Consider the following 10,919-nt stretch of genomic DNA (forward strand, 5'->3'; position numbering starts at 1 on the left):
ACCCCGCTCAGGCGAACAGTGCGGCGATGGTCGCCGGGTCGATCTCCTCGACCTGCGATGGCGACCATCGCGGTGAGCGGTCCTTGTCGACGAGCACGGCGCGCACGCCTTCTGCGAAGTCGGGTTCCGCGCTGATCCGCACGGCCACCTCGAGTTCGCGAGCGAGGCATTCGTCGAGGGTGCTCTCGGCACCGCGCCGCATCAGGTCGACGGTGGCGCACACGCTGGTCGGCGACAGTGCACGCACCGCCGCGCGCGTCCGATCGGCCCACTCGGCATCGATTTCGGAGTCGGCATTCGTGAGCCGGTTCAGCATGTCGTCGATCGTGCCGTCTCCGAACACGGTCTCGATGTCGGCGAAGCGCTGTTCGAGTTCGGATTCCGGTGCAGGCACGACGAATTCGTCGAGCGCATCCTGCCAGTGACCCGCGCGGATGCGCTCGGCAAGGTCGTCGACGCGGTCGCTGGGAACGAAATGGGTGGCGAGGCCCACCGCCAGAGCATCACCGGCTCCGATGCGAGTTCCCGTCACCGCCAGGTACATCCCGACCGCGTCGCACCGCACAGCGGTGCCGCGCAGGCGGGGAAGGAAGTGGCTCGACCCGACATCGGGGATGAACCCGATCGCGGTCTCGGGCATCGCGAACGACGCCTTCTCCGTCACGACCCGCACGGCACCGTGCACCGAGATCCCGAGTCCACCGCCCAGGGTGACGCCGTCGAGGACCGCGAGATACGGCTTCGGGTAGGTGGCCACGAGTTCGTCGAGCCGATATTCGGCCGCGAAGGACGCGCGCACCGTGTCGAAGTCGCCTGCCAACACCGCGTCGCGGGCGGGTTTGATGTCTCCACCCGCGCAGAAAGCCCGGTCGGAGAGGCTCGTGACGAGCACCGCCGTCACGGCGGGGTCGTCACGCCACTGCAACAGTGCAGCGTGCATGTCTCGGATCATCGACCCCTCGAGCGCGTTGAGCGCTTCGGGCCGGTCGAGTTGCACCTCGCCGACCCCGTTGGCGACGTGTGTGCGGATGAACGACTCTTTCACGGGCCGGAGCCTACCGGTCGTGCGCGACTCGAGCGTGAGGTGCGCGCGCGGGTCGGTGGAATTCTACGGTTCGCCGGTCGCCGGGTCGCCGGTGATCGGGCCGACGAGCATCCACCGATGCCCGAACGGGTCGATCAACGTGGCGTTGCGGTGACCGTGGTTCTCCGAGATCCACCGTTCGACCCGACCTCCGGCAGCACGGGCGCGTTCGAGGACGGTGTCGGTGTCGGCGACCGGGAGCATCAGGCTCACAGATGTGACGCCCCCGGCCGGTGCAGTAAGGCCCATCTCCGGGAATTCTTCCGCGAGGTACACCATGCCCGTCGGGAAGCCCAGTTCGGCGTGGCCGAGCCTGCCGTCGTCCATGAAGATCGGCTCGCCCTGCAGAGTCGCACCGAACGCGCTTGTGTACCAGTCGATTGCGTCGCGCCCGCGCCCCACCGTGAGATACGGGATCGCGCCGCCGGGAGGAAACACCGTGTCGGGAGTCGCCATGGATATCTCTCCTTTCGGACGTCACATCACTGTGGTGCGGTTCAGGACGCCCGCGGTTCAGGACGCGCTGGTGGCTGCTGAAGCAGCGTCCAGCGGTTGCTGCTCAACCGGAACGACGGCATATCTGCCAGGGAGACGACCGTCTCCCAGTTGCGTTCGTATCCGGTGTGCGTGATCCGCCAGGCACCGTCGTCGCAGCGGACGTACCGGTCGTGGTAGTACGCCGATCCGCGCAGGATCATGCCGTCTTCCGGAACGATCACAGTATCGGCGAGCAGCCAGGTGCCCGTTGCGCTTCGGCCGTTCTCCTCGATCCGGATCTCGGGGTGACTGCAGTGATGCTCTGTGACCATATGGAGTCCGAGCGTATTCTCGAGGAAGTTGATGAAGACGTCTCGGGATTCGAAACTGAGATGTTCTCCGTACACGGCCGTTGCCTCGGGAACGAGGGTGTCGGAGAGTTCTGCCCAGTTCTTCGTGTCGAGAGTTCGCGCGTAGCGATACTTGACCTGCGCAATCTGCTCCATCGCCTCCAGATCCATCGCTGATCTCCCGTCACCGTGTACCTGTTGCCAGGCTAGCCCGGATGACGGTCGGGCGACGTCCGATTCGAAGACCCGCCGATCAACTGGATTGCAGTTCGGTCACGGACCGGTCCCGGTGTTTCGGATCGAACCCCGGCGCGGGATTTTGCAGCGCGCCGAGAACCACGTCGACGATGAGGTCTGCATAGGCATCGTCGTCGCCCGGCGCGGGCTCCGAGAGCCCGAACAGCGCGTGACTGAGCACCGCGCCGGTCACGATCTCGAGCAGCAGCGTGACCGAGGTGCCCGCGTCGAGTTCGCCGCGCTCGACAGCCCGATGCACGATGGTGCGCGCTGCGAGGACCCGACTGCGGTTGAGCGTCTCGGTCAAGCGGGCGAGCAGTTCGGGATTGACCCGCGAGTCGAGCGCCACGCGCAAGCTGACCAGGCCTGACGGTGTGCGATACCCGTGCAGGAGTTGTCGTGCGAGCTCGGTGAGATCGGAGTGCAGTGCTCCGGTGTCGATCGGTTCGGGTAGCGGGCTGCGGGCTTCGAGGGCCTGGACGAGGAGATCGTCCTTGGTGTCCCATCTCCGGTACAGTGCTGCGCGGCCGACGCGGGCCCGGCGTCCCACGGCGTCGAGAGTGAATCCGCGCCAGCTGGTCTCGGCGTAGACCTCGAGTACTGCATCGAAGACCCGGTCCTCGAGGTCGGCGTCGCGGGGGCGGCCGCGACGACGGGGAGCGGCGGCGTCGGTCACGTCACGAGTGTGCCAGACCGCACCCCGTATATACAGACTGAATCAGTCCGTATTACGCTCCGGGGTGCCACTCCCCGACCACCCGGAGGCAGCCATGACAGATCCGGCACGGACACCCGTCATCATCGGTGTCGGCGACCTGCGCTCCGGACGCGCCGGCTCGCCCGCCGATCCGCGAGAACCACTCGACCTCATCGTCGAGGCCACACGCGCCGCGCTGGCCGACACCGGCGCAGCCGACGAACTCGCCTCCCGCGTCGATACCGTCCGCGCGGTGAAGACAGCGAGCTGGTCGTACGACGACCTACCCGGACTGCTCGCCGAACGTATCGGTGCCACACCCGAGCACACCTCGACGACCCCGATCGGCGGCCACTGGCCGGCAGCCCTGCTCGACCGCATCGCACACGACATCGCGGCCGGAATCAGCTCCGTCGCACTGCTCGTCGGCGGCGAGTCGCAGGCCTCGGTCACGGGCGCCCTCAAGGCCGGGACCGACCCGACCGCACTCGGCTGGGTCACCGCCCCCGGCGGTCCCCCGGCATTCGATCCGGACGATCTGGGCAGCGCCGCGATGCAGCGCGCCGCGATGGTGGCCCCCACCCGCGTGTATCCGCTGTTCGAGAACCGGTTCAGCCACCGGCTCGGGCACTCCCGCGAGAAGTCGATCGAGTGGTCCGCGCAGCTCTACGGCGCTTTTTCCGCGCTCGCGGCGGACAATCCCGCCTCGTGGAATCCGGATCTGCGCACCGCTGAGGCCATCCGCACCGTCGGACCGAAGAACCGCGCGGTGACCGATCCGTATCCCCTGCTGATGAATGCGATGCCGTTCGTCGACCAGGCCGCGGCCGTCGTCGTCACCTCACTTGCGACCGCACGCGAACTCGGCGTCGCCGACGATCACCTGCTCTACGTGTGGGGCGGCGCGGGCGCGACCGAACCGGCAGACATTCTCGCCCGTGCCGATTTCGGCCACTCCGCCGCACTCGCCGACGCCCTCCGGCGCACCCTCGACCGCGCCGACCTCCGCGCAACCGACTTCGACATCATCGATGCCTACAGCTGCTTCCCTGTGGTACCCAAACTGCTCGTCGAGCATCTCGGGCTTCCGCGCGACACCGTCCCGTCGGCCACCGGTGGCCACTCGTTCTTCGGTGGCCCGCTCAACAGTTACACACTGCATTCGATCGTCGCGGTCGCGCGTCGCCTGCGCACCGACGGCGAGCTTGCGCTGGTACACGGCAACGGCGGATACCTCACCTACCAGCATGTCGTGGTGCTCGGATGCGCACCGCACACCGACGGGTACATCGGCGATCCGGAACCGGTACCGATGCCCGCGTCCGCGACGGAGACCGCAGTCGACTATTCGGGCGAGGTCGAGATCATCACGGCCACCGCGGAATTCGGCCGAGATGGCATTCCGTCGATCGGATTCCTCATCGGTGTGACCCCGGACGGGCGACGCGTGTCGGGTCATACCGACGCGGTCGGCGCACAAATCCTCGCTGCGGGGACCGACATCATCGGCACCAGCGTGCACGTCGTCGACCGCGGCGGCAGTCTGACACTCGCCTCGACTACCGCCGCGGCGAGTCATCACCACCCGGAGGACGAGACCCCCGGCTGAACCCGAGGGCGCACGATATCGAGATCCGATACCGCGCGACGGTCCATGCCGTGCACTTCTGCGTCGACGCCGTCATCGGATCGAAGAGGTAAGGCCACGGCCGCAGGAACAGCGGACTGCAGCCGCACGAGATGTCCGGCCAGTTGCTGTGATCGATCGACCACGTCTTCGACTGCGAAGACCTGGATGCCGCCCCGCTCCCACGGCCCTACACCGAGACCTGAGCCGACCACCAGGATCGGGCCCGGTGGACGAAAAGTCGACCGACTCGGAGGCGCAGCGGCACCCGTCCGGTCGTCACTCGACGGTAACGACGGAAGCGACACCGTGGCCATCAATCCGGAGTCCACGTCCCAGAGGGCATTTCCCGCGGTCCACCCCAAACCCACGAAGGAACCGAGGAACAGCAGAAATACTGCTGCTCCGGTCAGCACCGGACGCGGCCCGGCCGAGGTGCGATGTGGCGACGGCGCCGGGCCTGCGAGGTCACTGCCCGGACTCCAGGACGAACCGCCGTCGCTCGCAGCCTCAGCACTGTCGGACAGAGCACCGAGAGTCGCGGAATCGGTCGTGGCTCCGGTCGGGGGCAGCTCCTCCGCTACGCGGTCTGCGAAGGCTGCTGCCGTGGCGATACGCCCAGACACTGCGTCGTCGGCAACAAGCCGGAGAGCGTGCTCACCGATCCGGCCGACATCGTGGCCGAGCAGAGTTCGGACGAGCGCGCCCAGCCCTACAACATCGTCCGCTTTGCCCCAATCGGGAAGCGTTGCGGGAAATGCCATTACCGCCTTGCCATCGACGTCGACGCGGATGCGGCCGGGATCGTCCAGGCACGGAATCGCCGAAAGGTGGTGTGCCGTGCAGACCATCTCGACGAGGTCTGCCGTCATCGCCGCAATCATGGCCGGTGCCGGCCGGCGTCCAACGGCGTCGACGATGCTCCGCCCCGGCGTCCATTCGGCGACCACCAGGCAGAACGAGTCCGCGTCGACGATGTCGAATACTCGGGCCGCAGCCCCTGCATGCCCGTACGCCGCCGATGCGGTTCGGATACACAACAACTCGAAGAACCTTGTCCGCCGATCCCCCCACCGGGCCGGAACAGGAACGACGGTGAGCGCCACGTCACGATCGATCACCGTGTCGTGTCCACGCCAGAATTGCAGATTCCCTGCTGCGATGTGACGTTCGAGCAATCTGTAGCGGTCGTTTGCCACATATGTTCCGGGACGAGTCAGGGATTCGATGGGATCGCCGGGTGGCCGAGCAGATGCTGAGGTAGCCATAATCTCCTCTGAAATAAACCCCGACCGAACGCGATGAGTTTTATGAAGAATACCTAACCAACCGGTTTGCGCTAGGGTTTATGTCGATCTTGACCACACCGAGCGCCCTGCCGACAGCTCGAGCTGTGCGGCCTTCACCGAAGACGCCCCTACGAACTTCGACCTGCACCGAATACGCAAAAACCCTGTCGTGCACCGGGTGTGCAGAAGCTGCGCCCATGCGCGCCTGGTATCTGCTCGTTGCTTCGACGGTCGGGTCGCGGTCGCCCTGCAATTCTGTTTGCATTTCACCGGGATATCCGCTGCCGATTCCGGCGAATCGACAGCGGATATTCCGCTCGGTTCAATCGATGACACCACTAAGTGCGGTCACGCATCTTCTCGAGCCCGAGCACGACCACCACGGCGACGACGACGTGCATCAGTACGAGAGTGACGGTGCTCGGGCCGTCGAAGTCCGCACTGAGCGTCCCTTGGATCGTCGCGAGCGGCAGGAGCGCACCCACCACCTGGGCGATCCGCACGATCGGGTTCCACCACAGACTCAGCAGGGCGGCGACGGTGAGCCCAACCGTGAGCGGGACGACGGTCATGAGCACCACGCCGCCCGGCGCGACGCTCACGACCGCCCCGGCATCGGTGTACTCGAACGATCCACCGGCCAGCAGACCGGCCGACCAGAGCACGAGATTGGCGATCAGCGCTGAGAGGACCGAGGCGACGACGATCGTGGGTCGCCCGTACTCGCGCGACCACACGGACGTCGATGAAACAGAAGATGTTCGGGTGACAGACATGTTTCTCTCCTCATGGGCGTGTTCAACTGACTGCGCCCAGCCTGCAACCTCGAGTTGACTCGAGGTCAAGAGGAAAAATCATGGACCCGGAAACTTTCCTTGCCCTGTACGGGTTCCCGTGGGTCGTGAACCAACGGAAACCCGCACAGGGTGTGGAAACCTTTCGCCGGCTAGTCCAGCGAGTCGGCGAGCTCCATCCACTGCTCCTCGGCGGCTTCCTTGTCCGCAACCACCTCACGCAGCTCGGCGTCGAGCTTCTGCAGTCGATCGGGATCGGTTGCCGCGTCGGCCAGTTGCACATGCAGCTTCGACTCACGCTGGTCGAGCTTGACGATCGCCCGCTCGAGACGTGAGAGCTCCTTGCGCGCGGCGCGCTCTGCGGCGCCGTCCCGCTTCGGTGCGGACCCCTGCGCCCCCTTCGACACCTGGGACGCCACCGACGGCACCCCGCCGTCGCCCATCGCTGCGCGTCGTCGCAGGTATTCCTCGATGCCGCCGGGCAGGTTGGTGAGCTTGCCGTCGCCGAACAACGCCCACGTCGAATCACAGATGCGTTCGATCAGGTACCGGTCGTGGCTGATGACCACCAGGGTTCCGGCGAAGTTGTCGAGAAGATCTTCGAGTTGCTGCAGGGTGTCGATGTCGAGGTCGTTGGTGGGCTCGTCGAGCAGCAGCACGTTCGGCTCCGCCATGAGCACGCGCGTCAACTGCAGGCGACGGCGTTCACCACCGGACAGGTCGCCGATGGGGGTGCGCTGACGGGCCGGGGTGAACCCGAGCCGTTCGGCGAGCTGACCCGCCGATACCTCTTTGTCGCCCAGCATGATTCGCTCGGCCACATCCTTGACCGCGTCGAGCACCCGCATGTCGGTGGGCAGGTCGTCGAGTTCCTGCCGTAGCCAGCCGATCTCGACCGTCTGCCCCTCGATGCGCTTGCCGGACGCGGGTTGGCGCTCACCGGCGAGGGTGCGCAACAACGTCGTCTTCCCGGACCCGTTGACTCCGACGAGGCCGATCCGCTCCCCCGGCCCGAGGCGCCACGTCAGGTCGTGGACGAGTTCGCGGCCGTCCGGAGTGGCGAGGGTGGCGTCCTCGAGTTCGATGACGATGCGACCCAGCCGGCGCTTCGCGAACGATGCGAGCGCCACCGAATCGCGCGGCGGCGGCACGTTGGCGATGAGCGCTTCCGCAGCCTCGATGCGGTACTTGGGCTTGGACGTGCGCGCGGGAGCACCGCGCCGCAGCCACGCCAGTTCCTTGCGTGCCAGGTTCTGTCGCCGCTCTTCCATGGCGTCGGCCTGACGGGAACGCTCGGCCCGCGCGAAGATCCAGTCGTTGTAGCCGCCCTCGTACGACTCGACCTTGCCGCCGACGACCTCCCATGTGCGGGTCGCGACGGTGTCGAGGAACCACCGATCGTGAGTCACGACGACGAGCGCGCTGCGCCGCGACAGCAGGTGCTCGGCCAGCCACTGCACGCCCTCGACGTCGAGGTGGTTGGTGGGCTCGTCGAGCACGAGCACGTCGAGTTCCTGCACGAGCGCGGCCGCCAGCGCGACACGTCGCCGTTCGCCGCCGGACAATCCGTCGACGACGGCGTCGAGACCGAGCTTGTCGATGCCGATCCCGGCGAGAACCGAACGGATGCGCGCATCGCCCGCCCACTCGTGTTCGGCCACACCGAGCGGGCCGAGCACCACGTCGCCGACCGTCGAGCCTTCGGGGAGCACACCGCGTTGGGTCACCACCGCCATGCGCAGGCCGCCCACGCGGCTGACTCGACCGGAGTCCGGTTCCTCGAGGCCGGCGAGCACCTCGAGCATGGTGGTCTTGCCGCCGCCGTTGAGGCCGACCACGCCGATGCGTTCGCCCTCTTCCACCCCGAGCGACACGGAGTCGAGCAACGGCTTGATGCCGAAGGATTTCGAGACCTGTTCGAGGTTGATCAGATTCGCCACGTGGTGCAGAGCCTTCCGGAATTGTGTATCGGTATACGGGAACTGGATGTCAGGGTCTAGCAGGATCGACGACGCGCGCGCCCGGTACCGGACCCGACGCGATTCGCACGGTGCGGCACACCCCGGCACCTGCGAGTTCGGCACTCACTTCGACCGCGGCGCGTTGATCGTCGACGAGGAACGCGCAGGTGGGCCCGGAACCGGACACGATGCCGGCGAGAGCTCCCGCTTCGATCCCCGCCCGCAGGGTGCGGCGCAGCGCCGGATTCAACGACAGGGCGGCCGATTGCAGATCGTTGCCGAGCAGCGGAGCGAGCGCACGGGGGTCGCCGGCACCGAGCGCGTGCAGCAACTCGTCGGGGTCGCCGATCCGCTGAGGGTCGCCGATCACGCGCAGTCGGTCGAGTTCACGGAAGACGACGGGTGTGGACAGGCCGTCCTTCGCGATCGCGAGCACCCAGTGGAAGGTGCCGCGCGAGAGGACGGGCACGAGTTGTTCGCCGCGTCCGGTCCCGAGGGCGGTGTTGCCGTGCAGGCAGAAGTTCACGTCGCTGCCGAGTCGGGCGGCGATCTCGTCGAGATCGTCCCGGCTGCTGCGAAGACCCCACAGTGCGTCGAGCGCGACGAGGGTCGCGGCGGCGTCGGCGCTGCCGCCGGCCATGCCACCGGCCACGGGGATGCCTTTGTCGATGGTGATCTCGACGTCGGGTGTGCGTCCGGCGCGTTCGGCGATCATCTCCGCGGCGCGCCAGACGAGATTCGACGAATCGGTGGGGACCGACGCCGCATCGGGGCCACGGACCTCGACGCGGAGGGTGTCGGCGGGGGCGACGGTCACCTCGTCGTGCAGCGACAGCGCTTGGAACACGGTGCGCAGGTCGTGGTAGCCGTCGGGACGTAGGTCGCCGACCGCGAGGTACAGGTTGACCTTGGATGGAGCCCGCACGGTGACGGAGCCGGGAACGACGGAAAGCACGAATACACAGCTTACCCGTGCTTCGGGTAGTGACACGACCGCAATCGAGGACGGAAACTGTCCGTTATCCGTGGCACAGTCGGATCATGCGCGAAACCTCCGCCCGATTGCTGCGGCTCCTGTCGCTTCTGCAGATGCGGCGGGAGTGGTCCGGCTCCGAGCTCGCAGAGCGCCTGCAGATCACCACCCGCACCGTGCGACGCGACGTCGAGAAGCTCCGTGACCTCGGGTATCCCGTCGATGCGAACGTCGGGGTCGGTGGAGGGTACCGGCTGGGTGCGGGCGCCGAGATGCCACCGCTGCTGCTCGACGACGACGAGGTCGTGGCCGTCGCACTCGCGTTGCGTTCCGGCACCGCCGACGCTGTCACCGGCATCGGCGACGCCGAGACACGCGCACTCGCGAAACTGCGGCAGGTGATGCCCTCACGGTTGCAGCATCGACTCGAGGCCCTGAACGTCGAGGTCGTAGACAACGGCCCGGTCGCCTCCGCGGTCGATGCGGAACTGCTCGCAGCCGTGACGACCGTGTGCCACAACCACGAGCGCCTGCGCTTCGACTACCGCACACACGACGGCACGTCGTCACGCCGGGAAGTGGAGCCGCACCGGGTGGTTCGGGCGGGACTGCGCTGGTATCTCGTCGCATGGGACCTCTCCCGCGACGATTGGCGCTCGTTCCGAGTGGACCGCATGGAGCCGAAGATTCCCACCGGTCCGCGCTTCGCTCCGCGTGAGCTTCCGCCCGGCGGTGCTGCGGAGTTCGTCTCGCGCGGTATCGCACGTGGCACGGCAGCGGTGACCGCAAAGGTGCTGCTGCACGCACCGTTCGAATCGGTCGCCCCGATGGTCGAGGACCGCTGGGGAAGTCTCGAGCAGGTCGATGCCGGGACCTGCGCGATCGTGCTCGGCGGCAGGTCGCTCGATTCGATCGCCGAGTGGCTGGTCGCTTTCGACGTGGACTTCACGGTGCTCGAGCCTTCCGGCCTGCGAGACGCCTGCCGGACGCAGAGCGAACGGTTCCGGTTTCTCGCCGACAGGTACTCGCGCGCATGACACCCGCCGCATCTATGCTCGATCGATCGCCGTCATCACATCACCGGCGTCAGATCTGGAGGAAATACATGAGACGAGTTCTGCGTAGCACCGTCGCAGTCGGCGCGCTCGCGCTGGCAGCTGCCCTGGGTACGGCAGGCACAGCGTCGGCAGAGCCGGCACCTGCACCTCGCGTGTGCTCCATGGGCGATCTCGTGCTGCGGTCGCTGAACCTGGTCGACTGCGTGAATCCGCCGACAGGATCCGCTGGGATCGCCACCGGCTCGGCCGACGGGACAGGTTCGTCCACCGGCTCGTCGGACGTCGGCATCGTCGGGCACGGCGCCGTCATCGGTTGACGCAGTTCGATTCTCGACACACAACACGGCAGGGCCGGCACCCGATTCGGGTGCC

Annotated in this window: 11 protein-coding genes; 3 read left to right on the forward strand and 8 right to left on the reverse strand. The window is 67.1% G+C overall.

Annotation, left to right across the window (positions count from 1 at the left end; all coding sequences use genetic code 11):
• Window positions 1-7 precede the first annotated feature (7 nt).
• From ACFWB0_RS10800 to ACFWB0_RS10815, 4 genes are all read right to left on the reverse strand, one after another.
• Entirely contained in the window at window positions 8-1,045 is a 1,038-nt protein-coding gene (locus tag ACFWB0_RS10800) for an enoyl-CoA hydratase/isomerase family protein (protein ID WP_378490438.1), read from the reverse strand.
• A 63-nt stretch (window positions 1,046-1,108) separates the two neighbouring features.
• The gene (locus tag ACFWB0_RS10805; protein ID WP_378490439.1) at window positions 1,109-1,540 is read right to left on the reverse strand and encodes a VOC family protein; all 432 of its coding nucleotides are present in this window, start codon (window positions 1,538-1,540) and stop codon (window positions 1,109-1,111) included.
• Window positions 1,541-1,581: 41 nt separating this feature from the next.
• Complete coding sequence (locus ACFWB0_RS10810) at window positions 1,582-2,082, reverse strand: nuclear transport factor 2 family protein (RefSeq protein WP_378490440.1); 501 nt, start codon at window positions 2,080-2,082, stop codon at window positions 1,582-1,584.
• Between the two features lie 82 nt (window positions 2,083-2,164).
• Window positions 2,165-2,824, reverse strand: a complete 660-nt coding sequence (locus tag ACFWB0_RS10815; protein WP_378490441.1) for a TetR/AcrR family transcriptional regulator — start codon at window positions 2,822-2,824, stop codon at window positions 2,165-2,167.
• 94 nt (window positions 2,825-2,918) lie between these two features.
• On the opposite strand from ACFWB0_RS10815, the gene ACFWB0_RS10820 reads away from it, so the two are divergent.
• The gene (locus ACFWB0_RS10820; RefSeq protein WP_378490442.1) at window positions 2,919-4,454 is read left to right on the forward strand and encodes an acetyl-CoA acetyltransferase; all 1,536 of its coding nucleotides are present in this window, start codon (window positions 2,919-2,921) and stop codon (window positions 4,452-4,454) included.
• Here the strand turns inward: ACFWB0_RS10820 and ACFWB0_RS10825 are convergent.
• The 4 genes from ACFWB0_RS10825 to ACFWB0_RS10840 form a co-directional block, all read right to left on the reverse strand.
• Window positions 4,424-5,740: a hypothetical protein gene (locus ACFWB0_RS10825; RefSeq protein ID WP_378490443.1), complete on the reverse strand. Its 1,317-nt coding sequence runs from the start codon at window positions 5,738-5,740 to the stop codon at window positions 4,424-4,426. The genes ACFWB0_RS10820 and ACFWB0_RS10825 overlap by 31 nt on opposite strands.
• A gap of 359 nt (window positions 5,741-6,099) precedes the next feature.
• Window positions 6,100-6,537: a DUF6069 family protein gene (locus ACFWB0_RS10830; protein ID WP_378490444.1), complete on the reverse strand. Its 438-nt coding sequence runs from the start codon at window positions 6,535-6,537 to the stop codon at window positions 6,100-6,102.
• Between the two features lie 170 nt (window positions 6,538-6,707).
• Window positions 6,708-8,495, reverse strand: a complete 1,788-nt coding sequence (locus ACFWB0_RS10835; protein ID WP_378490445.1) for an ABC-F family ATP-binding cassette domain-containing protein — start codon at window positions 8,493-8,495, stop codon at window positions 6,708-6,710.
• 49 nt (window positions 8,496-8,544) lie between these two features.
• Window positions 8,545-9,471, reverse strand: coding sequence for a 4-(cytidine 5'-diphospho)-2-C-methyl-D-erythritol kinase (locus tag ACFWB0_RS10840; RefSeq protein ID WP_378490446.1), 927 nt, complete (start codon window positions 9,469-9,471; stop codon window positions 8,545-8,547).
• Between the two features lie 86 nt (window positions 9,472-9,557).
• Between ACFWB0_RS10840 and ACFWB0_RS10845 the strand changes: the two genes are divergently transcribed.
• Both ACFWB0_RS10845 and ACFWB0_RS10850 read left to right on the forward strand, forming a co-directional pair.
• On the forward strand, window positions 9,558-10,526 hold the full coding sequence (locus ACFWB0_RS10845) for a helix-turn-helix transcriptional regulator (RefSeq protein ID WP_378490447.1): 969 nt from the start codon (window positions 9,558-9,560) through the stop codon (window positions 10,524-10,526).
• A 68-nt stretch (window positions 10,527-10,594) separates the two neighbouring features.
• Window positions 10,595-10,864 (forward strand): hypothetical protein, encoded by a 270-nt coding sequence (locus ACFWB0_RS10850; RefSeq protein ID WP_378490448.1) that lies wholly within the window; start codon window positions 10,595-10,597, stop codon window positions 10,862-10,864.
• The last annotated feature ends 55 nt before the right edge of the window (window positions 10,865-10,919 follow it).

Source organism: Rhodococcus sp. NPDC060086 (genome assembly GCF_042730275.1).
In the GTDB taxonomy this organism is placed as follows: Bacteria; Actinomycetota; Actinomycetes; order Mycobacteriales; family Mycobacteriaceae; genus Rhodococcus.

Excerpts from the sequence above, each read along its gene's own strand:
- ACFWB0_RS10805 (WP_378490439.1), bottom strand. The coding sequence starts at position 1,540 with ATGGCGACTCCCGACACGGTGTTTCCTCCCGGCGGCGCGATCCCGTAT.
- ACFWB0_RS10810 (WP_378490440.1), bottom strand. The coding sequence starts at position 2,082 with ATGGATCTGGAGGCGATGGAGCAGATTGCGCAGGTCAAGTATCGCTAC.
- ACFWB0_RS10820 (WP_378490442.1), top strand. The coding sequence starts at position 2,919 with ATGACAGATCCGGCACGGACACCCGTCATCATCGGTGTCGGCGACCTG.
- ACFWB0_RS10825 (WP_378490443.1), bottom strand. The coding sequence starts at position 5,740 with ATGGCTACCTCAGCATCTGCTCGGCCACCCGGCGATCCCATCGAATCC.
- ACFWB0_RS10830 (WP_378490444.1), bottom strand. The coding sequence starts at position 6,537 with ATGTCTGTCACCCGAACATCTTCTGTTTCATCGACGTCCGTGTGGTCG.
- ACFWB0_RS10845 (WP_378490447.1), top strand. The coding sequence starts at position 9,558 with ATGCGCGAAACCTCCGCCCGATTGCTGCGGCTCCTGTCGCTTCTGCAG.
- ACFWB0_RS10850 (WP_378490448.1), top strand. The coding sequence starts at position 10,595 with ATGAGACGAGTTCTGCGTAGCACCGTCGCAGTCGGCGCGCTCGCGCTG.